The sequence below is a fragment of the Cupriavidus sp. C3SS-1 genome (assembly GCF_057073755.1).
In genome coordinates this window covers 1,188,957-1,214,827 of record NZ_CP172699.1, presented here as the reverse complement: position 1 = coordinate 1,214,827, position 25,871 = coordinate 1,188,957, and the positions used below count along the sequence as shown (strand labels likewise).

Sequence of the window (25,871 nt, the reverse complement as noted above, 5' to 3'; positions counted from 1 at the left end):
CCCGCCGGGCCGGACCTGCAGCGGGCATGTCGGCTGCGAACCACCCTGCAAGGCGCAAGTCCAACAGCTAAGCTGTTATCGATGGCGCCGTCTCCACCGAGCCGGCGCAACGTTCCGACCCGCCAGTCCTCGCCGCCATGCCCGCCACCCGCATTTCCTGCTCCCTGCCTGTCCTGCCAGCGTTGCTGGCTGCCGCGCTGCTGGCGGGCGGCTGTGCCGCGCCGGTGCCGCGCGATATCAACGGCACGCCCGCGACTGCCCGCCTGGCCCCGGATGCGGCTTCCGGCGCCCCGCTCAGCGTCGAACAGATGCAGCAGCTAGACGCCCTGAACCAGCAGATCCTGCACGACCAGGAGGCGGCTATCGGCCGCCAGCAGGCCGCCGAGGCGGCCTACCGCGCGTACGCCTATCCGACGACAAGCTGGAATCTTTTCTATGGAGGCTGGGGCGGCGGCCACTGGGGCGGTGGCGTGGGCATCAGCTCGCCCGGCTACTGGGGCGGCTACCCGTACGGGTGGTAATACTCGCGGGACACAGACACATGGCAAAACCGCCCGACGAGGCGGGCGGTCAACAGGCTCGCACTCAGTGGCGGCCTGTGGCGGCCGTCGAATTCGGCGGCGGCGGCAGTGGCGGCGTGGCGCTGACCTTTGGCGCCGGCGCAACGAACTGCACGAACACCTCGCCGTCCTTCACCATGCCCAGTTCATAGCGGGCACGCTCCTCGATGGCGCCGGTGCCGTCCTGCAGGTCCTTCACTTCCCCTTCCAGCTTGGCATTGCGCAGCTTCAGCGTCTGGTTCCGGGTGGCCTGCTCCTGCACCTGCCGGTTGAGTTCCCAGACCCGCAGCCAGCCACCCTTGCCGAGCCAGAGCGGATACTGGATGGCCAGCAGGAGTACGAACAACAGCAAAGAAATCAGGCGCATGAGGCGTGGCGGACGGAAATTTCCGCACAATGATGTGCGAACTCGGGCCGGAAGGCAATGCCGGCCAGATTTCGATACAAATCCGGATACAACAACGGCGGCGGCACGGGTGAATCCGTGCCGCCGCCGTCAGGGGCGCTTCAGGCGCCCGCCGGGGTTCAGCGCAGGTTGTAGAACGCGCTCTTGCCCGGGTAGCTGGCGATATCGCCGAGATCTTCCTCGATGCGCAGCAGCTGGTTGTACTTCGAGATACGGTCCGAACGCGACAGCGAACCGGTCTTGATCTGGCCGGCGTTGGTGCCCACGGCGATGTCGGCGATGGTGCTGTCTTCGGTTTCGCCCGAACGGTGCGAGATCACGGCGGTGTAACCGGCGCGCTTGGCCATCTCGATGGCGGCGAAGGTCTCGGTCAGGGTGCCGATCTGGTTGATCTTGATGAGGATCGAGTTGCCGATGCCCTTCTCGATGCCTTCCTTCAGGATCTTGGTGTTGGTCACGAACAGGTCGTCACCGACCAGCTGGACGCTCTTGCCCAGCTTGTCGGTCAGCGTCTTCCAGCCGTCCCAGTCGCCTTCGGCCATGCCGTCCTCGATCGACACGATCGGGAACTTGTCGCACAGGTTGGCCAGGTAGTCGGCGAACTGCGTCGACGACAGCTTCAGGCCTTCGCCTTCCAGCACGTAGACGTCTTCGGCTTCGTGGTAGAACTCGCTGGCGGCGCAGTCCAGCGCCAGCAGCACGTCTTCGCCCATGCGGTAGCCGGCCTTCTCGACGGCCTGGACGATGGTGTTCAGGCACTCCTCGTTCGACGAGAAGTTCGGGGCGAAGCCGCCCTCGTCGCCCACGGCAGTGGACATGCCCTTGTCGGACAGGATCTTCTTCAGCGCGTGGAAAACCTCGGCGCCGCAGCGCAGGGCTTCACGGAAGCTGGTCGCCGACACCGGCATGATCATGAATTCCTGGATGTCCAGGCTGTTGTTGGCGTGCGCGCCGCCGTTGACGATGTTCATCATCGGCACCGGCATCTGCATGGCGCCCGAGCCGCCGAAATAGCGGTACAGCGGCAGGCCGGCTTCTTCCGCGGCGGCCTTGGCAACAGCCATCGACACGGCCAGCATGGCGTTGGCGCCCAGGCGACCCTTGTTCTCGGTGCCGTCCAGGTCGATCAGGGTGCGGTCCAGGAAGGCCTGCTCGGAAGCATCCAGTCCCATGATGGCTTCGGAGATCTCGGTGTTGATGTGCTCGACGGCCTTCAGCACGCCCTTGCCCAGGTAGCGGCCCTTGTCGCCGTCACGCAGTTCGATGGCTTCGCGCGAACCGGTCGATGCGCCCGACGGCACGGCCGCACGGCCCATCACGCCGGATTCCAGCAGCACGTCGCACTCGACGGTGGGGTTGCCACGCGAGTCGAGAACCTCGCGACCGATGATATCTACGATTGCACTCATGAATTCCTCTCTGACTGTTGATTCTTGCTCTGCGGATTACTGCAACCTGCTTGTGTCCTGCTCGTGCCAGGGCGATGCAACCCGCCCGGAAAAGGCAAAAAGGGCTTGCCGGCTCAGGCCACGCCCTCGACCACGATCATATTCATGCGCGCCGCGTGCTCGCGTGCCTTGCGGGCCGCGAGGTAGGCCTCTCCGTCATGGAAGGCCTTGGCGGCTTCGACGCTCGGGAATTTCAGCACGACGACGCGGGTCGGCGCCCATTCCCCTTCAAGGTTTTCAGCCTTGCCGCCGCGCACCACCACTTCCGCACCATGGATCTGCATGGCCTTGCTGGAGAGCACCTTGTATTCCTCGTACTGCTGGGGATCGGTTACGTCGACGTACGCGATGATATAGCCCGCGGCCATGCTGTATCTCCGGATGTTTTGTATTGTCTTTCGATACGGCTTGTCACGGCCGGCCCAGCGGCGGTGACAAGCCGGGCCCTGCTCAGGCGCAGGCGGGCCAGCCGAAGTTGTCTTCCAGGAAGCCGGCGCGCTTGGTCAGCGCGTCGAGGTCCCTGAGCACGGCCAGCAGTTCCTTCATGCGCGACAGCGGCACCGCGTTCGGGCCATCGGACATGGCCTTGCTCGGGTCCGGGTGCGTCTCCATGAACAGCCCGGCGATACCCGTGGCCACGGCGGCACGCGACAGCACAGGCACGAACTCGCGCTGGCCGCCGGAACTCGTGCCCTGCCCGCCCGGCAACTGCACCGAATGGGTTGCGTCGAACACCACCGGGGCACCGGTCTCGCGCATGATCGCCAGCGAGCGCATGTCCGAGACCAGGTTGTTGTAGCCGAAGGACACGCCACGTTCGCAAGCCATGAAGACGTCGTCCGGCAAGCCGGCTTCGCGTGCGGCGTCGCGGGCCTTGTCGATCACGTTCTTCATGTCGTGCGGCGCCAGGAACTGGCCCTTCTTGATGTTCACCGGCTTGCCGCTCTGGGCGCAGGCGCGGATGAAATCAGTCTGCCGGCACAGGAAGGCCGGCGTCTGCAGCACGTCGACCACGGCCGCCACCGGCTTGATCTCGTCGATCTCGTGGATGTCGGTCAGCACCGGCACGCCGATCTCGCGCTTCACGGTCGCCAGGATCTCCAGGCCCTTCTCCATCCCCAGGCCGCGGAACGACTTGCCCGATGAACGGTTGGCCTTGTCGAACGACGACTTGTAGATGAACGGGATGCCCAGCTCGCCGGTGATCGCCTTGAGCGCGCCGGCGGTATCCAGCGCCATCTGCTCGGACTCGATCACGCACGGGCCGGCGATCAGGAAGAATGGTTTGTCGAGGCCAACCTCGAATCCACAGAGTTTCATGACAGTCTCCTGCTCGGCGCCCGGCTTCAGGCGTCCTTGCGCTGCTGGCCTGCCAGCGCGGCTTCGACGTAGGCCTTGAACAGCGGATGGCCGTCACGCGGCGTGGAGGTGAATTCCGGGTGGAACTGCACGCCGACGAACCACGGGTGCATCGACTCCGGCAGTTCCATCATCTCGGGCAGGTTCTCGGTCGGGGTGCGCGCGGAGATCACCATGCCGGCGTTTTCGAGCGTCGGCACGTAGTGGTTGTTGACCTCGTAGCGGTGGCGGTGACGCTCGTTGACCTCGGCACCGTAGATCGACGCCGCCTTGGTTCCTTCGTTGACCGGCACGCGCTGCGCGCCCAGGCGCATGGTGCCGCCCAGGTCGGAATCCGCCGAACGCTGTTCGACCTTGCCTTCGCGGTCGACCCATTCGGTGATCAGTGCGACCACCGGGTGTTCGGTTTCCAGGTTGAACTCGGTCGAGTTGGCGTCGGCCATATTCGCCACGTGGCGCGCAAACTCGATCACGGCCAGCTGCATGCCCAGGCAGATGCCCAGGTACGGCACCTTGTTCTCGCGGGCGTACTGGATCGCGCGGATCTTGCCTTCCGTGCCGCGCTTGCCGAAACCGCCCGGCACCAGGATGGCGTCCAGCGGGGCCAGCACTTCCAGGTGGCCCGATTCCAGTTCCTCGGAATCGATGTATTCGATGTTCACGCGCGTGGCGGTGTGCATGCCGGCGTGGCGCAGTGCTTCGATCAGCGACTTGTACGACTCGGTCAGGTCGACGTACTTGCCGACCATGCCGATGGTGATCTCGTGCTGCGGGTTTTCCTGCGCGTTCACCAGCTTCTGCCACATCGACAGGTCGGCCGGCTTCGGATCCAGGCGCAGCTCTTCGCAGATCAGGCGGTCGAGGCCCTGCTCGTTGAGCATCTGCGGGATCTTGTAGATGCTGTCGGCATCCCACACCGAAATCACGGCGTCCTGCGGGATGTTGGCGAACAGCGAAATCTTGGCGCGCTCGTCGTCCGGGATCGGGCGGTCGGCACGGCACAGCAGCGCCGTCGGCGAGATGCCGATTTCGCGCAGCTTCTGCACCGAGTGCTGGGTCGGCTTGGTCTTGAGCTCGCCGGCGCTGGCGATAAACGGCACCAGCGTCAGGTGCACGAACGCGCAGCGGTTGCGGCCCATGCGCAGGCTCATCTGGCGCGCGGCTTCCAGGAACGGCAGCGATTCGATGTCACCCACGGTACCGCCGATCTCCACCAGCGCCACGTCGGCCTTGCCGTCGTGCGAGGCCGCGGCGCCGCGCTCGATGAAGGCCTGGATCTCGTTGGTGATATGCGGGATCACCTGCACGGTCTTGCCCAGGTATTCGCCGCGGCGCTCCTTGCGGATCACCGATTCGTAGATCTGGCCCGTGGTGAAGTTGTTCGACTTGCGCATCTTGGCCGAGACGAAGCGCTCGTAGTGGCCGAGATCGAGGTCGGTTTCCGCACCGTCTTCCGTGACAAACACCTCGCCATGCTGGAAGGGGCTCATCGTGCCGGGATCGACGTTGATGTAGGGATCTAGCTTGAGGAGGGTGACTTTGAGGCCGCGCGACTCGAGAATGGCCGCGAGCGAAGCAGCAGCGATGCCCTTGCCGAGAGAAGAGACGACGCCACCGGTGACGAAGACGAATTTGGTCATAAACCGAGCTTGCCGGGGAAATTGGGATTATACATGAGACCCCGTTCCCCGCAGGCCCGGAAATTGTGACACCAGCGGGCCGGCAGCGCCTCTGCGGCGCATGCGCCGCTTCCGGTTCAGCGGCCTTCGCGCCGCATCCCGGCGATCAGTTCGCGGATCAGTTGCGCCGTTTCCCGGGGGCGCTCCATCGGGTAAAGATGGCCGCCCTCGATGAAGCGCAGATTCTCGCCAACCAGTTTTCGGGTAGCGGAAAGCCCGCATTGCCGCACCTCGCGCGAACGCGTGCCGGCCACGAATCCGACCGGCACCGGCGCGCCGCCCGCCACCCTGCGGCCCAGGCTGGTCGGCAGCGTGCGGTAGATCCAGTATTCCACCTCGCGGTTGAAGCGCAGTTGCCGCTCGTCGTCCTTGCCGGTGGGCTCGGTCCCATGCACCGCATAGTCACGCAGCATGTCCTGGTCCCAGATCGCGAAATTGGGCTTGGCGCGGAAATGCTCCCACACCGCCTCCGTATCCGGCCAGTGCGTGCGCCGGTTCCTGGTCACCGCGGCCGGGCCCGGCTTCTCGTCCATGCCCAGCAATTGCGCCGTCCTCAACAGCGATGCGCGCCAGCCCGCGATGATCGGCGAATCGAGCATCACCACGCCACGCACCCATTCGGGGCGGCGCAGCGCGGCCATCAGCGACAGGAAGCCGCCCAGCGAATGCCCGACCAGCCACACCGGCTCGCGGTACTGGCGCTGCAGCGAATCGAGCAGCTCGTCGACCAGGTGCGGCCAGCCGCGCGTCACCGGGAACTCCGGACGGTGGCCGTAGCGCTCCACGGCGCGGAATTCGAAATCCCCTTCCAGCTCGGCGAACAGCTTCCGGTACGTCGGCACCGGAAAGCCGTTGGCATGGGAAAAATGAATGATCTCGCGCATCGTCTGCCCCGCTCAGTCCTGCGTGCGCGAACGTTCTCGCGTGGCGCGCACGGGTTGCCCCCAAAGGTCCGCCTCGCCCGTGCGCGCAAGCGGGAATTCGGCCTTGCGCTCGGCATCCCATTCGGGGTCGCTGATCTCGCCGAACACCTGGCGCAGGCGCTGTCCCCAGGTGTCGCGGATCATACGGAAATACGCGTTGCGCTCGTCGATGTTGACGAAGTGCGTAACCCGCAGCGTATCGGCTTCGTACACCAGCAAATCAAGCGGCAGGCCAACCGAGATATTCGATTTCAGCGTCGAATCCATCGAAATCAGCGCGCACTTGGCGGCCTCGCCAAGCGGCAGCGACGGGTGCACCACGCGGTCGATAATCGGCTTGCCGTACTTGGCTTCACCGATCTGGAAATAGCAGTTCTCGGGCATCGCCTCGACGAAATTGCCGGCCGCGTAGACATTGAACAGCCGCACGCGCTCGCCGCCGATCTGGCCGCCAAAGATCAGGCTGACGTTGAAATCGATGCCGGCATCGCGCAACGCATGGGCATCGCGCTTATGCACCTGGCGCACGGCATCGCCGACGATGGACGCGGCCTCGAACATATCCCGCGCTGTCCACAGCGAGCGCTTCTCGTCGCGCGCCTCGGCCAGGCACTGGCGCACCGACTGGCTGATGGCCAGGTTGCCGGCAGTCAGCAGCACCATCACGCGGTCGCCGGGCTCTTCGAACACCGTCATCTTGCGGGCGGTGGATATCGCATCGACACCGGCATTAGTGCGCGAATCGGAAAGAAACACCAGGCCGGCGTCGAGCTGCATGGCAACACAATAAGTCATGGTCTTGTCGGGTTCTCACAGAACCGTGCGGGGTTGCAGCGGGAATTCTAGCGTCCGGCGCACACCCTGCGGGCCGGTCCCGGCGGATTGGAGACAGTGCTCGAATTTGGGGCGCACCGGCCGGCACGGCCTCGAGGCGGCCTCGAATCGGTGCGGCGGGCTGCGGGCCCTTCAGTCCGTCAGCGGCGTGATGGCAATATTCACCTGCAGGGTCTCGCCGCCGCCGCCCTCGAGAATGCCACGGACCGGTGCCGCAGACTGGTAGTCACGTCCGACCGCAAGCCGCACGTGCCGGTGATCCGTCACACAACGGTGCGTCACATCGATGCTGCACCACAGGTCCTGCCCCGCATCCAGGCAGACATCCGCCCAGGCGTGGCTGGCCAGTTCCGTGGCCGCCGGATCGTAGAAGTATCCGCTCACATAGCGCGCGGGAATGTTGAACGCGCGGCACGCGGCCACCATCACCTGCGCCTGGTCCTGGCAAACCCCGCTGCCAAGATGGAACGCCTCGGCCGCCGAGGTGCCAACGTGCGTGGTATTTGCCGCATAACGCACGTGATCGGCGATGCCGCCGGCGAGCGCCAGCAGCGCCGGCACCTCGTGTCCGGATGCAAGGAACGGCGCGGCGAATGCCTGCATCTCGGGCGGGGCGGCGGTCAGCGGCGTGCCGCCGACGAAGTACAGCGGCGAGACCCGCGCCTCGCCCGCGGCGGGCCCGTCGCGGAAGGCATGATGCCCGTCACGCCCTCCTTCATCGTGCGCAGTTTTGACCTCTACTTCACCGATCGCCGTGATGGCGATGGTATCGGCCGGGCCCTTGACGGTGAAGTGATGGACGATATTGCCGAAGCCATCGCGCGCTTGGGAAAGGTTGCCAGGTGCCTGCAGTTCCCAGCCCTGCACGGCCTGCAGCGGCCCCGAACGCGGCGCGAGCCGCAATTCGTGCACGCTGCGCCGCACCGGTTCCGCGTAGTGATAGACGGTCTGGTGATGAATCTTGTATTTCACGGTGTTCGGAAGGCCGCCGCGACGACTGCTGCACATGGGTGCTCTCCGCGGCATCCATCCGTTACTTGGCACTAGGCACTAAGCCGCCAGCGGCACCAGGAAATCACGGCTGATGCCGTTGCCGAGGTCGCCGATGCGCTCCAGGAAGCTGGTCAGGAAAGCGTGCAGCCCGACAGCAAAAATGTCGTCGATGCGGGCATATTTCAGGTCGGCATGGAGTTTACCAGCCTGGCGCTCGGTCTCTCCCGATTGCTGGTTGCAGACCACCGCAAGGATGGCCACCACCTCATCCATGCTCGACACCAGCGAACGCGGCATGTCCGGGCGCAGGATCAGCAGCTCGGCCACGCGCTGCGGCGTGATCACCGCGCGGTAGACCTTGCGGTAGACCTCGAAGCCCGACACCGAGCGCAGCACCGCGGCCCAGTGGTAGAAATCGTTCTGCTCGCGGTTGGGATCGGTGTCGTCGGAGCCCGACGCCTGGAACTTCACGTCGAGGATCCGCGCGGTGTTGTCGGCGCGCTCCAGGAACGTGCCGAGCCGCATGAAGTGGAAGGCGTCATCCTTCAGCATGGTGCCGAACTGCACCCCGCGCGCCAGGTGCGAGCGGAACTTGACCCACTCGAAGAAGCGCGACGGGTCTTCCTGCAACTCGCCGTCCGCGATGATGCGCTGCACATCGAGCCAGGTGGTGTTGACCGTTTCCCAGACCTCGGTCGTGAGCGAGCCGCGTACCGCGCGCGCGTTCTCGCGCGCCGCGCGCAGGCAGCTCATGATCGACGACGGATTGGTCATGTCGCGCACCATGAAGTCGATCACGTCGTCGCGCGTCAGCAGTCCGTACTTGTGGTCGAAAGCACGGGTCAGCTCCGAGATGTCGAGCATGGCCCACCAGCCCTGCTCCGCCACTTCCGCGGATTGCGGCAGCAGCGAGGTCTGGTAGTTGACGTCCAGCATGCGCGCGGTGTTCTCCGCGCGTTCGGTATAGCGGGCCATCCAGAAGAGATGGTCGGCGGTGCGGCTCAGCATGGGATTCTCCTCGCAATGCGGTCGTGGCGGCCTGGCGTCGTTGTGGCGGAGGGCTCAGCGCTCCAGCACCCAGGTGTCCTTGGTGCCCCCGCCCTGCGAGGAATTCACCACCAGCGATCCTTCGCGCAGCGCGACGCGCGTGAGCCCGCCCGGCACCATGCGCACCTCGCGCCCCGACAGCACGAACGGACGCAGGTCGATATGGCGCGGCGCGATACCCGCCTCGACATAGGTCGGGCACGTCGACAACGCCAGGGTCGGCTGGGCGATGTACTGCTCGGGCCGCGACTTCACCACCTCGCGGAAGGTATCGATCTCCGCGCGCGTGGCCGCAGGTCCCACCAGCATGCCGTAGCCGCCGGCGCCATGGGTTTCCTTGACCACCAGCTCCGCCATGTTGTCGAGCACGTACTGCAGATCGTCCGGGCGCCGGCACATATAGGTCGGCACATTGTTGAGGATGGCCTCCTCGCCAAGGTAGAAGCGGATCATGTCGGGCACGTACGGGTAGATTGATTTGTCGTCCGCCACACCGGTGCCGATGGCATTGCAGATGGTCACGTTGCCCGCGCGGTAGACCGACAGCAGCCCCGCCGCGCCGAGCGAGGAATCGTGCCGGAACACCAGCGGATCGAGGAAATCGTCATCCACGCGGCGGTAGATCACGTCGATGCGCTGCGGCCCCTGCGTGGTGCGCATGTAGAGATGGTCGTCCTCGACGAAGAGGTCGCTGCCTTCCACCAGTTCGACGCCCATCTGCTGCGCCAGGAAAGCGTGTTCGAAGTAAGCCGAGTTGTACATGCCCGGTGTCAGCACCACCACGGTGGGGTCAGCGATGGCCTGCGGCGAAACCCCGCGCAGCATGTCGAGCAGCAGGTCGGGATAGTGGGCCACCGGCGCGACGCGGTTGCGGGCGAACAGGTCCGGGAACAAGCGCATCATCATCTTGCGGTTTTCGAGCATGTACGACACGCCCGACGGTACGCGCAGGTTGTCCTCCAGCACGTAGAACTCGCCCTCGCCGGCCCGCACGACGTCGATGCCGGCCACATGCGCGTAGACGTCGTGCGGCACGTCCAGGCCCAGCATCTCGGGGCGGTACTGCGCGTTGTTGTAGATCTGGTCCGGCGGGATCACGCCGGCGCGAATGATGTCCTGCCCGTGATAAATGTCGTGGATGAAGCGGTTCAGCGCCGCCACACGCTGGCGCAGGCCCTTGTCCAGGATGGCCCATTCGCTGGCCGGGAAGATGCGCGGGATCACGTCGAACGGAATGGTCCGCTCGGTGCCGCTGTTGGATTCATCCTTGTCGCCGTAGACCGCGAAGGTAATGCCCACGCGCCGGAAGATCAGGTCCGCCTCGGCGCGCTTGTTGGCCATGGTGTTCTCGGACTGTCGCGCCAGCCAGTCCGAGAATTGCCTGTAGTGCGGCCGTACCAGGCCACCCGGCAGGGCCTGCCCCGCCTGGATGACGGTATTCCGCTCGTCATCCCGCCAATCCAGCATCTCGTCAAAAAAGCGCGCCGCCATGATGGCCCTTCCCTCCGTGAAATCGGGGGGCGTCCTGGTCGCCTGGCCTGCCGGTCTCCCACCGGAATCGCCGCCCCTTGTTTTTTGGCTCTACAGACTGTCGAGTGACTGGCCCTTTCAGCATACTTGTGCCAGCGAAAGCCGCAAGTCCCCGCGATGGCGCGGCACGGAAACGGGTGAAGCAAGATGCCTGCCAGGGGTACTGCAGACGCGCGCGCAGAAGTGGGTCAGCGCGCGGCGGTGGCGCGGTGGCGTTCGCCGTCGTCGAGGATGGCCTGCACCAGCGCCTGCGGCGTTTGCCGGATATCGAGCACAAGCGCGCCCTGGGGTTCTTCCAGCGTATCGAGTTGGCTCTGCAGCAGTGCCGGGTTGAAGAAGTGGTCCGTGCGCGCGGACAGGCGCGAGCCGATCACCGACGCGTCGCCTTTCATGTAGACGAAGGTCACGCCGCCGTCCGGCGGCGTCAGCCGGTCGCGATACACCTGGCGCAGCGCGGAGCAGGTGAACACGTGGGTCCGGCCCTCGGCCCGCGCGGCATCGATGGCCGCGCGCATGGCCGCCAGCCATGGCCAGCGGTCCTCGTCGGTAAGCGGAATGCCCGCGTGCATCTTGGCCTTGTTGGCGGCGCTGTGGAATTCGTCCGCGTCATGGAACGCGCAGCCCAGGCGTTGCGCCAGCATTTCGCCAACCGTGGATTTGCCGCTGCCGGAAACGCCCATCAGGATATAGATCATGTCTGCTCCATCGATCATGGTGTCGGATGGTTTGCCCCACCCTTGTCGGTAGCCTGGCGCCGGCAGGCGGCGCACAGGTGCCCGGCTGGCGGCTGGCACCGGCCGGGAGGAATCGAGTCAATCGGATGAAACGGGCCTTGGCCCGGCTATTGTGCGACGGAATGCGCTGCCGTGGCAGTTCCGGGCGCCGCGGCCGCCGGCATGGCGTCGGCCTCGGAGAGGTCGAGTGCGCTGCCGCCCTCTTCCGCCATGCGCGCGTGACGCCGGAACAGGCCGAACAGGCCGCGGCCCATGCTGAACCGGGCGAAATCATCGGCCGGCGCCGGCACGACGGGGCGCGCCGCGAACTCGGCCGGATCACCGAGCCAGGCAAGCGTGCCGGCAACGGCGTCCATGCGCACCAGGTCGCCATCGCGCACGCGCGCCAGCGGTCCGCCGGCCAGCGCCTCGGGGCCCATGTGGATCACCGCGGGGACCTTGCCGGAGGCGCCGGACATGCGGCCATCCGTCACCAGCGCCACGCGGTGCCCCGCATCCTGCAGCGCACCAAGCACGGGCGTCAGGCGATGCAGTTCCGGCATGCCGTTGGCATTGGGTCCCTGGAAACGCACCACCGCCACCAAGTCGCGGTTCAACTCGCCCGCTTCGAAGGCCGCTTGCAGGGCCTCCTGCGAATCGAACACGCGCGCCGGCGCCTCGACCACGCGGTGTTCGGGCGCCACGGCGGATACCTTGATCACGCCGCGGCCCAGGTTGCCCTGCATCAGGCGCAGGCCACCCTCGTCGGAGAACGGCTCGGCCGCCGTGGCGAGCACCTGTGCGTCGCCGCTGGTACTGGCGCCATCGCGCCACTGCAGGACGCCGTCGACCAGCACGGGCTCCTGCGTGTAGCGTGCCAGGCCAGGGCCGGCCACAGTCTGCACGTCCTCGTGCACCAGTCCGGCCTCCAGCAACTGGCGAATCACGTAGCCCACGCCGCCCGCGGCGTGGAAGTGGTTCACGTCCGCCGAGCCGTTCGGATAGACGCGCGCCAGCAGCGGCGTGATGCGGGACAGGCGGTCAAAGTCATCCCAGTCGATCAGCACACCCGCCGCGCGCGCCATGGCCACGAGATGGATGGTGTGGTTGGTGGAACCGCCGGTGGCCAGCAGGCCGACCATGGCGTTGACGATGGCGCGCTCGTCGACGATGCGCGCCATCGGCAGATACGCGCTGCCCCGCGCCGACAGCGCCAGCGCGCGCTGCGCCGCCGCCGCGGTCAGCGCGTCCCGCAGGCCGCTGTCCGGGTGGACGAAGGCTGCGCCGGGCAGGTGCAGGCCCATGATTTCCATCAGGAACTGGTTGCTGTTGGCGGTGCCGTAGAAGGTGCAGGTGCCGGCGCTGTGATAGGCCTCGCACTCGGCTTCGAGCAGCGCTTCGCGGCCGACCTGGCCGGTGGCGTAGAGCTGGCGCACGCGAGCCTTCTCCTTGTTCGGCAGGCCGCTTGCCATCGGCCCGGCCGGCACGAATACGACCGGCAGGTGGCCGAACTGCAGCGCCCCCATCACCAGGCCCGGGACGATCTTGTCGCAAACGCCCAGCATCACGGCGGCGTCGAACGTGTTGTGCGACAGCGCCACCGCCGTGCTCATGGCAATGGCATCGCGCGAAAACAGCGACAGCTCCATGCCGGGGTTGCCCTGCGTGATGCCGTCGCACATCGCCGGCACGCCGCCGGCCACCTGCGCCACGGCGCCAGCCGCGCGTGCCGCTTCACGGATCACGCCGGGATAGCGCTCGTATGGCTGGTGCGCCGACAGCATGTCGTTGTATGCCGTCACGATGCCCAGGTTGGCCGCATGTTCGACGCGCAGCTTGAGCTTGTCGTGCGCCGGCAGCGCGGCAAAGCCGTGGGCCAGGTTGGCGCACGACATGCCGCGCAGTGGACCCAGTTCCGCCTGCGCACGCTCGCAGCGCGCAAGGTAGGCCTGCCGGCTGGCGCGGCTGCGCTCGGCGATGCGCCGGGTCACGGCAAGGATTTCGGCATGGACGGCGTGGGGCATGGGTGGACGTTCCTGTGGGCCTGTAGATTTTCTACATTATAGCTATACAAAAATCACGCAAGCAGCCTCCTTGAGATCACAAACGTCATGAAATCCATGGAATACGGGAAATCCCTAGCGCAATTTCACGGCAACCCCTCGGCTCCGCAAAGCCACAGCACTGTAGAATATCTACATTCAGATCCTGCCAGCCACGCTCCGCCACCGTCATGCGCGACCGAATCCTTGCCGTCTACGACACGCTCCGCCCGTCCGAACGCCGCCTGGCCGACTATGTCGCCCGCCACGGCGCCAGCGTGATCCGGCTTTCCATGCCGGAGCTGGCCGAGCGCGCCGGCGTGTCGCAACCCACCATCGCGCGCTTTTGCGCGGCGCTGGGCTATGACGGATTCCGTGAATTCAAGCTGCAGTTCGCGCAAAATGTGGGCGGGGGCACGCCTTTCGTCCATCAGGACGTGAAGCCGGACGACGGCCCCGCCGACATTGCCGGCAAAGTATTCGACCGCACCATTGCCACGCTCATGAGCGTTCGCAATGCGCTGTCGGCGGACCAGGTCGAGCACGGCATCCGCCTGCTTGCCACCGCGCGCCGCATCGAGTTCTATGGCTGCGGCAACTCGGGCATCGTCGCGCTCGACATCCAGCACAAGTTCTTCCGCCTGGGCATGCCCACCACGGCTTACTCCGATCCGCACGTATTCAGCATGTCAGCCGCGCTGCTCGGGCCGGGCGATGTGGCCGTGCTGGTCTCGAACAGTGGCCGCACGTGGGACATGCTGACTGCCGCCACGCTGGCCCGTTCCAGCGGCGCAAGCGTGCTGGCCCTGACGCATAGCGGCTCGCCGCTGGCCAAGCTGGCCGACGTCTGCGTGTTTTCCGACGTGGAAGAGGACAGCGAGGTCTATACGCCCATGACGTCGCGCATTTGCCACCTCGTGCTCGGTGACGTGCTTGCGGCCGGCGTGGCACTGGAACGCGCCGATACTGTCGCGGCCGGACTGCAGCGTGCCAAGGCCCATCTGCGTGAGCGCCGCATCGGCGGCGCGGGACCCGCCCGCGCGCCACAGGAAGCGGATGCGCCATCGCCACCGGCCAGCCGCAAGACAGCCGCGCGGTCCCGCTCTCGCACCGCCCACTGACATACCCAGGCTATCGCGGCGCCTCCGGGGCGTCGCGCCAGTAGCGACGCTCCACCTGGCGGAACGCGGCCAGCGTATAGCCTTCGCCATGCGTGTCCATGGTGACCGCGCCGGTTTCGTCCGTGCGGTAGCGCTGGATGCCCGCATCGCCATAACGCGCCCACACCTCGCCACGTGGATGCTGATAGCGATTGCGATAGCCAAGCTGGAACACCGCCGCATCGGGCCTGACCGCCGCCAGCCACGCCGGACCCGACGATGTGCCGCTGCCGTGGTGCGGCACTACCAGGACATCGGCACGCAGCAACTCCGCGGGCAGCCGCTCGGCTAGCTCGCGTTCTTCTGCGCGTCCGATATCACCGGTCAGCAACAGGCTGCTGCGGCCATTGCCCACCCTCAGCACGCAGCTGCGCGCATTGCTGCCGATCGCCGCATCGCGCGACTGCTCGACGGCCGGATGCAACACCGTGAACTGCACGTCATCCCATTCCCAGCGCTGGCCCGCGTGGCACGGCGTCCATTCGGCCTCGCCAAGCAGCACGTGTCCCGCCGGGGCAGACGTTGATCTCGCATCGACCGTCACCGCTTCCATGATGTGCCGCGCGCCGCCTGCATGATCGATATCCTCGTGGCTGACCATCAGATAGTCGAGCTTGCGTACTCCAGCCGCGCGCAGGTAGGGCAGGATCACGTGCGTCCCCGCACTGGCGCCCGAGGCATAGGCTGGCCCGGCGTCATACAACAAGGCATGCGCGCGCGTGCGCACCAGTACGGCGGTGCCCTGCCCCACGTCCAGCATCACCGCGCGGAATTCTCCTGGCGCAATGTCATCGCCGGGTGCAAGCACCATGGGCAAGCTCAACAGCAGCCCATGCAGCCTTATGCGCAAACCAAACGCCGCCGGCGCCAGCAGCGCGAAGGTGCCCACAACGGCCAACGCTGTCTCCAGCACGCCGGCCTGCGCCGTTTCCCAGACCGCCCATTCGGGCGAGGCCAGCCACCGCAGCACCACCGCCAGCCATGCCAGCGCCTGATGCGCGATCGCCAGCAGTGGCCCGGCCAGGATCGGCGGCATCACCGCGCCCAGCAGCGCCAGCGGCGTGACCAGCATGCTGACCACCGGAATGGCGACGGCATTGGCCAGCGGGGAAATGACGGAAAACTGCCGGAACAGCAGCAGCGTGAGCGGCACCAGCCCCAGCGTGACGGCCCATTGCGTGCGTGCGGCGCCGGCCAGCGCGGCACGCACGCGTGGCCAGAAGCCGCTCACCGGCGTTTCGCGACGTGCCGCCGCCAGGAAGATCACGCCGACCGCGCCGAATGACAGCCAGAAGCCCGGCTGCAGCACCGCCCACGGGTCCAGCCACAGCGCGACGAACGCGGCCCACGCCAGCACCACCGACGCCGGCGGCGTACGCGCGCCCCAGGCGGCAAGCGCGGCAATCGACAGCATGGCCACGGTGCGCAGTGCGGGGATCTGCAGACCGGCAATCAGCCCGTAGCCCAATCCCGCCAGCACCGCCGCCACGAGCCCCGCCTGCCGCGCCGGGCACCGCAACGGCAGCGGCCTGCGCAAGCGGCGGCCCAGGCCAAAGGAATGGCGCCACGCCGAGTGAATCAGCCCCGCGGCCATGCCGGCGATCATGGTGATATGCAATCCGGAAATGCTGATCAGGTGACCAGTGCCGGTGCGGTTGAACAGCAGCCAGTCGTCGCTGTCGATACCGCGCTGGTCGCCGACGACCAGCGCCACCAGGACCGGCGCGAAGCGCGCGTCCGGCGGCAGTGCGGCACGGATGCGGTCGCGCAGCGACGCACGTTGCGCCTCGATGCGCCACGCCAGCCGCTCATGGGCCGCGTCCTGCGGACCCTTGCGCACGGTGCGCACGTATCCCGTCGCGCCATAGCCTTGCGCGAGCAGCCAGTACGCGTAGTCGAAACCGTACGGATTGGCCAGCCCGCGCGGACGGCGCAACCGCACCGTGAACAGATAGCGCTGGCCCGGGCGTAGTTCAGGGGGCGCCTCGCGCCAGTTCAGGATGACGCGGTCCGGCATGCGTTCGCCGCGTGCCGCAGCTTCGATCGTGAAGGCAAAGCGTGCGCCTGGCGCAAGTTTGGCAGGCAAACCGGACACCACGCCTGACACCTCGATGTCGCGCGCCTCGCGCTCCGTCGCGAGCCAGTCGTCCATGCGCCATTGCGCGCGCCACGCGGACCAGCAAAAGCCTACGGCGAACCCCAGCAGCACCGCTGCCCCGCGCGCCAGCCAGCTAGCGGAGCGGCGCGGGAGCCGGGCTACGGCCATCACGCTCAGGGCAGCCAGCAAAATCGCCGCCACGGCCAGCATGCCGGCCGCCGGCAAGGCGCCTTGCCGCTGCAAGGCCCAGCAGCCGGCCACGAAACCCAGCAGGATCAGGCGCACGAAGCTTTCCCGGCAAGTCAGAAGGTCTTCGTTGTACCGCCGCGTTGCCGGGAAAAGCTTGTCCGCGAGTCAGGAGTTGTTGTCGGCCGCGTTGTCGGCCAAACTGCCGCCCGCGGGCGCCATCGCGTCGGCAAACGCCGCCAGGCGCGGCAGCGCCGCCACCGAGTTGCGCCACATGGCCTGCGCCAGTGCAGTGGCTTCAAGTCCGCGCAATTCGCCCAGCACGCGGGCGACGCCAGCCACTTCGGCCGGCGTGTTGCGGGCCTTGTGCTGCTCGCCGAACTGGTCATCGGACAGCCATGCGGGCGCGATGTCCGGCGCATCGGTTTCCAGCACCAGCGCGTCGAGCGGCAACTCGGCGGCCAGCCGGCGGATCTGCCGCGCGCGGCTGAAGGTCACGTTGCCGCCAAAGCCGAGCCGGAGTCCCTGGTCGATAAAGCGGCGTGCCTGCTCGTGGCTGCCGTTGAAGGCATGGGCAATGCCCTGCCGCACGCCCAGCTTGCGCAGCTGCGCGCAGACCTGGTCCTGCGACTTGCGCACGTGCAGCAGCACCGGCAGGTCGAACTCGCGCGCAATCCTTAATTGCTCGATGTACAGCCAGGTCTGGTGTGCGGCATCGAGGCCGGCGACAAAGAAGTCGAGGCCGATCTCGCCGATGCCGACGAAACGCGGATCGTCGATCGACGCCGCGACCTCCCGGCGCAAGGCATCCACGTCTGCCTGCGCGGTACCCGTCGAACACAGCGGATGGATTCCCAGCGCATAGACACAGCGTGAATCGTCCCGCGCCAGCGCTCGCACCGCATCGAAGTTCGACACCGCCACGGCGGGCACGACAATGCCTTTCACGCCCGCTGCCGCAGCCGCGTCGGCCACCGCGCCGCGATCACGGTCGAATTCGCGGGCGTCGAGATGGCAATGGGTGTCGATCCACATGGCTGCCGGAGGTATCAGCGCTCCTGGTGCAGGTGCCCGTCGCGCAGGCGCAGCACGCGGTCGCAGCGGCTGGCAAGGTCCAGGTCGTGCGTGACGATCACGAAGCTCGTGCCCAGCGTGCGCGACAGTTCCAGCATCAGGTCGTACACGCCGCCCGCGGTGTGGTCGTCCAGGTTGCCGGTCGGCTCGTCGGCCAGCACGCAGGCGGGTTGCCCGACCAGCGCGCGCGCAATCGCCACGCGCTGGCGTTCGCCGCCGGAAAGCTCGCCGGGGCGGTGCTTCGCACGGCCGCCCAGGCCAACGCGATCGAGCATATTCTGCGCCGCGCCGCGCGCCGCGGACTGGTCCAGGCCACGGATGCGCATCGGCATGCCCACGTTGTCCAGCGCGGTGAATTCCGGCAGCAAGTGGTGGAACTGGTAGACGAATCCGAGCGACCGGTTACGCACGACATTGCGTTCGCGCTCGCGCAGCGCCGTGAAGGGCTTTCCGTGCAGCGCCACGCGGCCCGCGTCGGGGTTGTCCAATCCGCCCAGCACATGCAACAGCGTGCTCTTGCCCGAGCCCGAGGCGCCGACAATGGCCACCTTCTCGCCGGCGTCCACGCGCACGTCCACGCCCTTGAGGACTTCGACGTCGAGTCCGCCCTGCTGGAAACGCTTGAACAGGCCTTCGCCCATCAGCACCGGCGTGCCCGTGCGCGCCTGCGCGGTCACGGGGGAGGAATGCGATTGCAGCATGGCTTCATTCATAGCGCAGCGCCTCCGCCGGATTGACACGGGCGGCGCGCCAGCTTGGGTAGAGCGTGGCCAGCGTGGCCAGCACGAAGGAAATGATGCCGATGGTGGCGATATCGTTCACACGTGGGTCCGAAGGCAGTTCGCTGATGAAATAGATGTCGCGCGGCAGGAACTGCACGTGCAGCAGCCGCTCGATGAAAGGCACGATCACGTCGATATTGGTGGCGATCAGCGTCCCGCCGGCCACGCCCAGCAAGGTGCCGATAAAGCCGATGGCCACACCCTGCACGATGAAGATCTTCATGATCGATCCCGGCTGCGCGCCCATGGTGCGCAGGATGGCGATGTCGGCCTGCTTGTCGGTCACCGTCATCACCAGCGTCGAGACCAGGTTGAACGCGGCCACGGCGATGATCAATGTCAGGATGATGAACATCATGCGCTTCTCGGTCTGCACCGCGGCGAACCAGTTGCGGTTCTGCTTGGACCAGTCGCGCAAGTAGAGCTCGCCAGACAGCGTGCCGGCCAGTTCATTGGCCACCTGCGGGGCCCGCTGCATGTCCACCAGCTTCAGGCGCACACCGGTCGGGCCGCTCATGCGGAACAGGGTCTCGGCGTCGCGGATGTTCACCAGCGCCAGCGCGCTGTCGAATTCGAAATGGCCCGACGAGAACACGCCCACCACGGTGAACTGCTTCAGCCGGGGCAACACGCCGGCCGGCGTGATGGTGCCCTGCGGGGCCAGCAGCGTGATCTTGTCGCCGACCTGCACGCCCATCCCATTGGCCAGCTCATTGCCCAGCGCGATGCCGAACTCGCCTGGCTGCAGGCTTTCCATATGGCCAGCCTTGAACTGCTTGCCGATGTCGGAAACCTTCGGCTCCTCGGCCGGGTCCACGCCGCGCAGCAGCACGCCACGCACGGCGTCTTCGCGCGTCAGCATGGCCTGGGCCGCCACATAGGGGGCGGCGCCGATGACTTCCTTGTTCTGCATGGCCTCGGCCGCGGTGCGCTGCCAGTCAGGCAGCGCCGACGGGCCGATCACCTCGATATGCGACAGCACCGACAGCATGCGGTCGCGCACTTCCTTCTGGAAGCCGTTCATGACCGACAGCACCACGATCAGCGCGGCGACACCGAGTGCGATGCCCAGCATCGAGATCATCGAGATGAACGATATGAACGTATTGCGGCTGGCGCGCTTGCTTGCGCGGGTATATCGCCAGCCAATCTGCCACTCGTAGGGAAATTTCAAGAGGGTTCCTGTTGTTTCGGAAAGGCGCCTGTGCCCGGAGACTGCGCGTAGCCGGGAGCCCCGCACCACACTCGAGGCTGGCGCCGGCCAGCCGGAAGTTTACAATCTCGCCACCATGATGAGCCACCTGACCCTGATTGTGCCCTTTTCCGTCCCGCCCGGCGCCGGCGACGACGCCACGGACGATGTCGTGCCCGGCGCGCTGCTGCGGCAGTTGGAGTTGCCCGCGCTCGGAAAGTTGCTGACCCGGGCCACGCCCGGCCAGCGCGAGCGGCACGACGACCCGTGGCTGCGCAGCCTGCCGCACGAGCGCTGGCTGGCCGGCAAGGCCGGACTGGACACGGCCAGGGTGCCGATGGCGCCCTATATGCGGCTGGCCGACAGCGGCGGTGCCGCCCCGGCGGATCGCGAGGCCTGGACCTGCCTGGAACTGGTGCATATCCATGCCGCCCGCGACCATCTCGTGCTGGTCCACCCCGATCAGCTGCGCGTGCGTGATGCGGAAGCCGCGTCGCTGTACGCCGCCATCGAGCCTCTGCTGCGCGAAGCCGGCATCACACTGGAGGCGCGCTGCGCGGCACGCTGGTACTTGTCCGAAGCCGTGTTCGGCCCGCTGGACGCTACCACGCCGCTGCGCGCGACCGGCCGCAATATCGACATCTGGCTGCAGGACGGCGCACGCGCGCGCGACTGGCGGCGGCTGCAGAACGAAATCCAGATGACCTGGTTTGACCATCCCGTCAACCGGGCACGGGAGGCCGCCGGCGAACTGTCCATCAATTCCGTCTGGCTGTATGGCGGCGGCACGATGCAGCCGGTGCCCAGGCTGGCCGACACCATCCTGGCCAACGACCCCTTCCTGGCCGGCCTCGGGCTCGCCGGCGGCAGCCGCATCGCGGCTGTCCCTGCCGGATTTGCCGGCGTGCAGGCCGACGGCGCAGTCATGGCGATGCTGGACAGCGCCACGGAGGCGCATATCGCCGAAGACTGGGGCCTGTGGATCGAACGCATGCACGCGCTCGACGCCGACTGGTTCGCCCCCGCCTTGCAGGCGCTTGGCGAAGGCAGCATCGAGGCCATCACGCTGGTGCTCGGCGGCGAGAACCACTTCGCCGAATTCACCGTGCGCCGCGCCGACCTGCGCAAATTCTGGCGCGGCATGGGCCAGCGCGGTGACTGGCGCGCACTGCTGTCCGACCTCGCCTTCACCGCCTGACCCCCGAACAAAGAAAAAGCAGACCGCCCATGACCCGGATTGCCATCCGCCCTTACTCCACCGAGCACGCCAGCACCCTGGCGGCCGCCGGCCTGCACCCGACCCTCGCGCGCATCCTGTCCGCGCGCGGCGTGGCGCGGCCGTCCGAGCTCTCGACTGAACTGCCGGAGCTGGTCCCGCCCACGGCGATGAAGGGCATCGGCCATGCCGCCGAGTACCTGGCCGACGCCATCGCGGCAGGCAAGCGCCTGCTGATCGTGGCCGACTATGACTGCGATGGCGCGACCGCCTGCGCGGTTGGCGTGCGCGGCCTGCGCATGCTTGGCGCGCGCGTGGAATTCATCGTGCCCAACCGCTTCGAGTACGGCTACGGGCTGACGCCGGAGATCGTGGCACTGGCCGCGAAGCAACAGCCGGACGTGATCGTGACGGTCGATAATGGCATTGCCAGCGTCGACGGCGTGGCCGCCGCCAACGCGCTCGGCATCGATGTGGTGGTGACCGATCACCATCTCCCGGGCGCGGAGCTCCCCGACGCGGCGGTCATCGTCAACCCGAACCAGCCGGGCTGTGAGTTCCCCAGCAAGAACCTGGCCGGCGTGGGCGTGATGTTCTACGTGCTGCTGGCGCTGCGTGCCGAACTGCGCAAGCGCGGCGTCTACACGCAGCAAACCCAGCCGCCGCTGCAAACGCTGCTGGACCTGGTGGCGCTGGGCACGGTGGCCGACGTGGTCAAGCTCGACGCCAACAATCGTATCCTGGTGGCGCAGGGCCTGAAGCGCATGCGTGCCGGCCGCATGCAGCCGGGCGTGGCGGCGCTGTTCCGTGCCGCGGGCCGGGAAGCCGCGCGGGCCAATACGTTCGACCTTGGCTTTGGCGTCGGTCCGCGGCTGAATGCCGCTGGGCGCCTGGCCGACATGTCGCTCGGCATCGAATGCCTGCTGACCGACGATGCCAACCGCGCCTGGGAAATCGCCCAGGAGCTGGACAGCATGAACCGCGAGCGGCGCGACATCGAAGCCGGCATGCAGCAGGAAGCCTTGCAGATCCTGGAGCGGCCGCTGGCCGGCCTCGATCCTGCGGCACGCTTTACCGTCAGCGTGTTCAACGACACCTGGCACCAGGGCGTGATTGGCATCGTCGCTTCGCGGCTGAAGGACAGGTTCCATCGTCCGACCATTACCTTCGCGCCGGGCGACGAAGCCACAGTCAAGGGCTCGGGCCGCTCGATCCCCGGCTTCCACCTGCGCGACGCGCTCGACCTGGTCTCCAAGCGCTGCCCGGGCCTGATGGTCAAGTTCGGCGGCCACGCCATGGCGGCCGGCCTGACCGTGCGCGCCGAGCGCTTTGCCGAGTTCCAGGACGCCTTCGAGGCGGTCGGCCGCGAATGGCTGACCGACGACCAGCTCGCGCGCGTGATCGAAACCGACGGCGATATCGAGGAACAGTGCTTCAGCCCCGAGTTCGTCACGCTGCTGGAGCAGCAGGTCTGGGGCCAGGGCTTTCCGGCCCCGAGCTTCTGCGGCGAATTCGACGTGCTGCGCCAGAGCGTGCTCAAGGGCAAGCACCTCAAGCTGCAGCTAGGGCGCGGCCGGCAGCGCTTCGACGCGATCTGGTTCAACCACGCCGATGAACTCGGCGCCAGCGCGCAGGTCGCCTACCGGCTCGACAACAACACCTTCAACGGCGTCACGCGCGTCCAGCTCGTGATCGAGCATGCGCAGTAACCCGCGCCGCGGCTAGCCGCGTGCCGGCAGGTAGTTGGCCGGATCGACCGGCTTGCCGTTGCCGCGCACCTCGAAGTGCAGTTCGCTGCCGCTGCCGCCCATGCTGCCGACGTCCTGGCCGGCGCTGACGCGCGCGCCTTCGCTGACCAGCGGCTTGTCGAGATTGCCGTACACGGTCAGCCAGTCGTCGTTGTGCTTGACGATCACCAGCATGCCGTAGCCGCGCAGATTGCCCACGTGGATGGCCCAGCCCGATGCAGCAGCCTTCACGGTGCCGCCGGGCGGCACCGCGATGCTCAGTCCCTTGCTGGCGGGCGGCGAGAAGCGTGACGTGACCTTGCCGTCGGACGGCCATTGCAGCCGGATGGCGCTGGCAGGCACCTTCGATTGGCCGCCGCTGTCCGCGCGCGGCGTATCCGTCACAGTTTGCGGTGGCGTGCCGCCCGAAGAAGAAGCGGTCGTGCCGGATCCCGGCGGCTTGACGCGGATCAGCTGGCCGACTTCGATGCGGTCGGCGCTGGGCAGGTTGTTCCAGCGCACCAGGTCGCGCACATTGCGGCGCTGCTTGCGGGCGATGGAGTACAGCGTGTCGCCGCTCTCCACGCGGTAAAAGCCCTCGGGCGCGGGTTCCGAGGACATCGTGCCGCAACCGGCGGCCAGCGCGGCGCACGCCGCGGCGATCATCCATCCGAGCATCCGGCGTCGGCCGGCGGTTTCGTGTCTTGTTGGCGTCATTCGTCCCTGTTGAGTTGGTCTTCGGGGGGCGGCTGGCGAAGCCTGGAGCGGCTCTATTATCGCCGCCCGCGCCGCATGGCCCGCCGGGTAGACCCTCGGCAGGTGCTTCCGTTCATGGCGCAAAGGGCTGCCAGCGCCGCTCGCGGCACCGGAATACGTCCCGATTCCGCTATAATTCGAGGTTTTCGAAGCGCAGGATCATCATGGAAGCAGAACGCCTCAACGCCATCTCCGGTGCCATCTCCGATCTCCGTTCCCGGACGGAAGATCTACGGGGGTATCTTTGACTACGATGTCAAAGTAGGAAGGCTGGAAGAAGTCAACGGCTTGCTGGAAGACCCGGACGTCTGGAACAACCCCAAGCGCGCCCAGGATCTCGGCAAGGAAAAGAAAGCCATCGAGGGCGTCGTAAGTGTCCTCGGCAAGCTCACGGACGACCTGACCGGTGCCGATGAGCTTTTCGAACTCGCCAAGGAAGAAGGCGACGACGAAACGCTGGAATCGATCGAGGCCGACGTCAAGGGCTTCGAGGAAATCGTGGCCGGCATGGAATTCCGCCGCATGTTCTCGGGCGAGATGGACCAGGCCAATGCCTTCATCGACATCCAGGCCGGCGCGGGCGGCACCGAAGCGTGCGACTGGGCCTCGATGCTGCTGCGCCAGTACCTGAAGTACTGCGAGCGCAAGGGCTTCAAGGCCGAGGTGCTCGAAGAGTCCGAAGGCGACGTGGCCGGCATCAAGAGCGCGACGATCAAGATCGAGGGCGAATACGCCTTTGGCTACCTGCGCACGGAAACCGGCGTGCACCGCCTGGTGCGCAAGTCGCCGTTCGACTCTTCGGGCGGGCGCCATACCTCGTTCTCGTCGGTGTTCGTGTATCCGGAAGTCGACGACTCGTTCGAGGTCGAGGTCAACCCGGCCGATCTGCGCGTGGATACCTATCGCGCGTCGGGCGCCGGCGGCCAGCACATCAACAAGACCGATTCGGCCGTGCGGATCACGCACATGCCGACCGGCATCGTGGTGCAGTGCCAGAACGACCGTTCGCAGCACCGCAACCGTGCCGAGGCCATGTCGATGCTGAAGTCGCGCCTGTACGAGCACGAAATGCGCAAGCGCCAGGCCGAAGCCGACAAGCTCGAAGCCGGCAAGACCGACGTGGGCTGGGGCCACCAGATCCGCTCGTACGTGCTGGACCAGAGCCGCATCAAGGACCTGCGCACCAACGTGGAAATGTCCAACACCCAGAAGGTGCTGGACGGCGACCTGGACCCGTTCATCGAGGCCAGCCTCAAGCAGGGACTGTAAGGCCGGCGCCATGCCCGCCGCGCGGGCATGGCGCCGGACCGCATCCGCCAACCATGCACCGCCCGCCGCGGGTGGCGCTCCGAACCGGGCATCATGAGCGAAGCAGACCACCTCTACATCATCACCGGCGCCTCGCGCGGGCTCGGTGCGGCGTTGACCAATGCGCTGCTCGTGCCGGGCAACCGCCTGGTATGCGTGGCGCGCAGCCGCAACCTGGAACTCGAGCGCGTTGCCACCATGAGCGGCGTGCCGGTTGCCTGGCACCTGCAGGACCTGTCGCAGCCCGCGTCCGCCGCCGGCTGGCTGTCCAGCGTGCTGGAGAGCCAGGACCGGCCGGCCAGCGCCACGCTGATCCTCAATGCCGGCGTGGTCGAGCCGATCGGCCCGCTGTCGCGCCTGCAGGAAAGCACCCTGCTGCCGCACCTGCTGACCAACCTGGCCTCGCCGATGATCATGACCGGCGCGTTCCTGGAACGCACCGAGAAGTTCGACTGCCCGCGCAAGGTGCTCGCCATCTCGTCCGGCGCGGCACGCCGCCCGGTCGAAGGCTGGAGCGCCTATTGCGCCGGCAAGGCCGGGCTCGACATGTTCATCCGTTCGGTCAATGCCGAATACGCCGGCACCCCCGCACCGCGAACGGTTCGTGCCGTGGCGCTCGCACCGGGCGTGGTCGACACCGGCATGCAGGACACCATCCGCAATGCCGACTTTGCCCAGGTGCAGCGCTTCCGCGACCTGAAGGCGAACCAGCAGCTTGCCTCCGCCGAAGACACCGCCGGTCGCATCCTTGCCTACCTGCATCGTCCGGACTTCGGCAGCACCGAGCTGGACGACCTGCGCAATTACTGAAGCCATACTGAATCCGCGCGCGGCATGC

Annotated in this window: 23 protein-coding genes; 6 read left to right on the top strand and 17 right to left on the bottom strand. The window is 67.0% G+C overall.

Translation table 11 applies throughout. The annotated features are described in order from the left end of the window. Window positions 1-137 precede the first annotated feature (137 nt). Complete coding sequence (locus ACIGJC_RS05655) at window positions 138-521, top strand: hypothetical protein (protein ID WP_483711039.1); 384 nt, start codon at window positions 138-140, stop codon at window positions 519-521. 64 nt (window positions 522-585) lie between these two features. On the opposite strand, the gene ftsB is transcribed toward ACIGJC_RS05655, so the two are convergent. The 12 genes from ftsB to edd all read right to left on the bottom strand — a co-directional run bounded on the left by ftsB (window position 586) and on the right by edd (window position 13,516). After that, window positions 586-927 carry a cell division protein FtsB gene (gene ftsB, locus ACIGJC_RS05650; protein WP_483711038.1) on the bottom strand — a complete coding sequence of 114 codons (342 nt, stop codon included), beginning with the start codon at window positions 925-927 and terminating at the stop codon, window positions 586-588. 158 nt (window positions 928-1,085) lie between these two features. Continuing rightward, window positions 1,086-2,375 (bottom strand): phosphopyruvate hydratase, encoded by a 1,290-nt coding sequence (gene eno, locus ACIGJC_RS05645; RefSeq protein ID WP_483711037.1) that lies wholly within the window; start codon window positions 2,373-2,375, stop codon window positions 1,086-1,088. Window positions 2,376-2,488: 113 nt separating this feature from the next. Beyond that, window positions 2,489-2,782 (bottom strand): DUF1330 domain-containing protein, encoded by a 294-nt coding sequence (locus ACIGJC_RS05640; RefSeq protein WP_483711036.1) that lies wholly within the window; start codon window positions 2,780-2,782, stop codon window positions 2,489-2,491. Between the two features lie 82 nt (window positions 2,783-2,864). Next, on the bottom strand, window positions 2,865-3,734 hold the full coding sequence (gene kdsA, locus ACIGJC_RS05635) for a 3-deoxy-8-phosphooctulonate synthase (RefSeq protein ID WP_483711035.1): 870 nt from the start codon (window positions 3,732-3,734) through the stop codon (window positions 2,865-2,867). A gap of 26 nt (window positions 3,735-3,760) precedes the next feature. After that, a complete protein-coding gene (locus ACIGJC_RS05630; RefSeq protein ID WP_483711034.1) occupies window positions 3,761-5,413 on the bottom strand; it encodes a CTP synthase in 1,653 nt (550 codons plus the stop codon). A gap of 116 nt (window positions 5,414-5,529) precedes the next feature. Continuing rightward, window positions 5,530-6,336, bottom strand: coding sequence for an alpha/beta fold hydrolase (locus ACIGJC_RS05625; RefSeq protein WP_483711033.1), 807 nt, complete (start codon window positions 6,334-6,336; stop codon window positions 5,530-5,532). A gap of 12 nt (window positions 6,337-6,348) precedes the next feature. Further along, entirely contained in the window at window positions 6,349-7,170 is an 822-nt protein-coding gene (locus ACIGJC_RS05620) for a proteasome-type protease (protein ID WP_483711032.1), read from the bottom strand. Window positions 7,171-7,341: 171 nt separating this feature from the next. Further along, the gene (locus ACIGJC_RS05615) at window positions 7,342-8,181 is read right to left on the bottom strand and encodes a transglutaminase family protein (protein ID WP_483711470.1); all 840 of its coding nucleotides are present in this window, start codon (window positions 8,179-8,181) and stop codon (window positions 7,342-7,344) included. A gap of 78 nt (window positions 8,182-8,259) precedes the next feature. Beyond that, window positions 8,260-9,210, bottom strand: a complete 951-nt coding sequence (locus ACIGJC_RS05610) for an alpha-E domain-containing protein (RefSeq protein WP_483711031.1) — start codon at window positions 9,208-9,210, stop codon at window positions 8,260-8,262. 54 nt (window positions 9,211-9,264) lie between these two features. Continuing rightward, window positions 9,265-10,740: a circularly permuted type 2 ATP-grasp protein gene (locus ACIGJC_RS05605; protein WP_483711030.1), complete on the bottom strand. Its 1,476-nt coding sequence runs from the start codon at window positions 10,738-10,740 to the stop codon at window positions 9,265-9,267. A 227-nt stretch (window positions 10,741-10,967) separates the two neighbouring features. Continuing rightward, window positions 10,968-11,474: a gluconokinase gene (locus tag ACIGJC_RS05600; RefSeq protein WP_483711029.1), complete on the bottom strand. Its 507-nt coding sequence runs from the start codon at window positions 11,472-11,474 to the stop codon at window positions 10,968-10,970. A 146-nt stretch (window positions 11,475-11,620) separates the two neighbouring features. Beyond that, the gene (gene edd, locus ACIGJC_RS05595; protein WP_483711028.1) at window positions 11,621-13,516 is read right to left on the bottom strand and encodes a phosphogluconate dehydratase; all 1,896 of its coding nucleotides are present in this window, start codon (window positions 13,514-13,516) and stop codon (window positions 11,621-11,623) included. 209 nt (window positions 13,517-13,725) lie between these two features. Here edd and ACIGJC_RS05590 point away from each other — a divergent pair, with 209 nt between their 5' ends. Continuing rightward, window positions 13,726-14,655 (top strand): MurR/RpiR family transcriptional regulator, encoded by a 930-nt coding sequence (locus ACIGJC_RS05590; protein WP_483711027.1) that lies wholly within the window; start codon window positions 13,726-13,728, stop codon window positions 14,653-14,655. Window positions 14,656-14,665: 10 nt separating this feature from the next. Here the strand turns inward: ACIGJC_RS05590 and ACIGJC_RS05585 are convergent, their stop codons facing one another. The 4 genes from ACIGJC_RS05585 to ACIGJC_RS05570 form a co-directional block, all read right to left on the bottom strand. After that, a complete protein-coding gene (locus ACIGJC_RS05585) occupies window positions 14,666-17,077 on the bottom strand; it encodes a DNA internalization-related competence protein ComEC/Rec2 (RefSeq protein ID WP_483711026.1) in 2,412 nt (803 codons plus the stop codon). 69 nt (window positions 17,078-17,146) lie between these two features. After that, window positions 17,147-18,013, bottom strand: a complete 867-nt coding sequence (locus tag ACIGJC_RS05580; RefSeq protein WP_483711025.1) for a TatD family hydrolase — start codon at window positions 18,011-18,013, stop codon at window positions 17,147-17,149. A 14-nt stretch (window positions 18,014-18,027) separates the two neighbouring features. After that, window positions 18,028-18,765, bottom strand: coding sequence for an ABC transporter ATP-binding protein (locus ACIGJC_RS05575; protein WP_483711024.1), 738 nt, complete (start codon window positions 18,763-18,765; stop codon window positions 18,028-18,030). Next, the gene (locus ACIGJC_RS05570; protein ID WP_483711023.1) at window positions 18,758-20,008 is read right to left on the bottom strand and encodes a lipoprotein-releasing ABC transporter permease subunit; all 1,251 of its coding nucleotides are present in this window, start codon (window positions 20,006-20,008) and stop codon (window positions 18,758-18,760) included. Before ACIGJC_RS05570 ends, ACIGJC_RS05575 begins: the two co-directional genes overlap by 8 nt. 115 nt (window positions 20,009-20,123) lie before the next feature. On the opposite strand from ACIGJC_RS05570, the gene ACIGJC_RS05565 reads away from it, so the two are divergent. Together ACIGJC_RS05565 and recJ are read left to right on the top strand one after the other, a co-directional pair. Beyond that, window positions 20,124-21,224 carry a hypothetical protein gene (locus tag ACIGJC_RS05565; protein ID WP_483711022.1) on the top strand — a complete coding sequence of 367 codons (1,101 nt, stop codon included), beginning with the start codon at window positions 20,124-20,126 and terminating at the stop codon, window positions 21,222-21,224. A gap of 29 nt (window positions 21,225-21,253) precedes the next feature. Beyond that, window positions 21,254-22,951, top strand: a complete 1,698-nt coding sequence (recJ, locus tag ACIGJC_RS05560) for a single-stranded-DNA-specific exonuclease RecJ (RefSeq protein ID WP_483711021.1) — start codon at window positions 21,254-21,256, stop codon at window positions 22,949-22,951. Between the two features lie 12 nt (window positions 22,952-22,963). On the opposite strand, the gene ACIGJC_RS05555 is transcribed toward recJ, so the two are convergent. Next, entirely contained in the window at window positions 22,964-23,686 is a 723-nt protein-coding gene (locus tag ACIGJC_RS05555) for a peptidoglycan DD-metalloendopeptidase family protein (RefSeq protein ID WP_483711020.1), read from the bottom strand. A gap of 203 nt (window positions 23,687-23,889) precedes the next feature. Here ACIGJC_RS05555 and prfB point away from each other — a divergent pair. Next, a protein-coding gene (gene prfB / locus ACIGJC_RS05550; protein ID WP_483711019.1) for a peptide chain release factor 2 occupies window positions 23,890-24,994 on the top strand; the annotation gives its coding sequence in 2 pieces (ribosomal slippage) (window positions 23,890-23,970 and window positions 23,972-24,994; 1,104 coding nt in all). Window positions 24,995-25,087: 93 nt separating this feature from the next. Further along, window positions 25,088-25,843, top strand: a complete 756-nt coding sequence (locus ACIGJC_RS05545; RefSeq protein ID WP_483711018.1) for an SDR family oxidoreductase — start codon at window positions 25,088-25,090, stop codon at window positions 25,841-25,843. Window positions 25,844-25,871: the final 28 nt, after the last annotated feature.

Bases quoted from the DNA above. Each gene is read 5' to 3' on its own strand.
- ACIGJC_RS05580 (WP_483711025.1), bottom strand. From the start codon at position 18,013: ATGTGGATCGACACCCATTGCCATCTCGACGCCCGCGAATTCGACCGT.
- edd (WP_483711028.1), bottom strand. From the start codon at position 13,516: ATGCCCCACGCCGTCCATGCCGAAATCCTTGCCGTGACCCGGCGCATC.
- eno (WP_483711037.1), bottom strand. From the start codon at position 2,375: ATGAGTGCAATCGTAGATATCATCGGTCGCGAGGTTCTCGACTCGCGT.
- ACIGJC_RS05655 (WP_483711039.1), top strand. From the start codon at position 138: ATGCCCGCCACCCGCATTTCCTGCTCCCTGCCTGTCCTGCCAGCGTTG.
- ACIGJC_RS05565 (WP_483711022.1), top strand. From the start codon at position 20,124: ATGATGAGCCACCTGACCCTGATTGTGCCCTTTTCCGTCCCGCCCGGC.
- ACIGJC_RS05620 (WP_483711032.1), bottom strand. From the start codon at position 7,170: ATGACTTATTGTGTTGCCATGCAGCTCGACGCCGGCCTGGTGTTTCTT.
- ftsB (WP_483711038.1), bottom strand. From the start codon at position 927: ATGCGCCTGATTTCTTTGCTGTTGTTCGTACTCCTGCTGGCCATCCAG.
- ACIGJC_RS05625 (WP_483711033.1), bottom strand. From the start codon at position 6,336: ATGCGCGAGATCATTCATTTTTCCCATGCCAACGGCTTTCCGGTGCCG.
- ACIGJC_RS05610 (WP_483711031.1), bottom strand. From the start codon at position 9,210: ATGCTGAGCCGCACCGCCGACCATCTCTTCTGGATGGCCCGCTATACC.
- recJ (WP_483711021.1), top strand. From the start codon at position 21,254: ATGACCCGGATTGCCATCCGCCCTTACTCCACCGAGCACGCCAGCACC.
- ACIGJC_RS05555 (WP_483711020.1), bottom strand. From the start codon at position 23,686: ATGACGCCAACAAGACACGAAACCGCCGGCCGACGCCGGATGCTCGGA.
- ACIGJC_RS05575 (WP_483711024.1), bottom strand. From the start codon at position 18,765: ATGAATGAAGCCATGCTGCAATCGCATTCCTCCCCCGTGACCGCGCAG.
- ACIGJC_RS05630 (WP_483711034.1), bottom strand. From the start codon at position 5,413: ATGACCAAATTCGTCTTCGTCACCGGTGGCGTCGTCTCTTCTCTCGGC.
- ACIGJC_RS05590 (WP_483711027.1), top strand. From the start codon at position 13,726: ATGCGCGACCGAATCCTTGCCGTCTACGACACGCTCCGCCCGTCCGAA.
- kdsA (WP_483711035.1), bottom strand. From the start codon at position 3,734: ATGAAACTCTGTGGATTCGAGGTTGGCCTCGACAAACCATTCTTCCTG.
- ACIGJC_RS05605 (WP_483711030.1), bottom strand. From the start codon at position 10,740: ATGGCGGCGCGCTTTTTTGACGAGATGCTGGATTGGCGGGATGACGAG.
- ACIGJC_RS05600 (WP_483711029.1), bottom strand. From the start codon at position 11,474: ATGATCTATATCCTGATGGGCGTTTCCGGCAGCGGCAAATCCACGGTT.
- ACIGJC_RS05640 (WP_483711036.1), bottom strand. From the start codon at position 2,782: ATGGCCGCGGGCTATATCATCGCGTACGTCGACGTAACCGATCCCCAG.
- ACIGJC_RS05545 (WP_483711018.1), top strand. From the start codon at position 25,088: ATGAGCGAAGCAGACCACCTCTACATCATCACCGGCGCCTCGCGCGGG.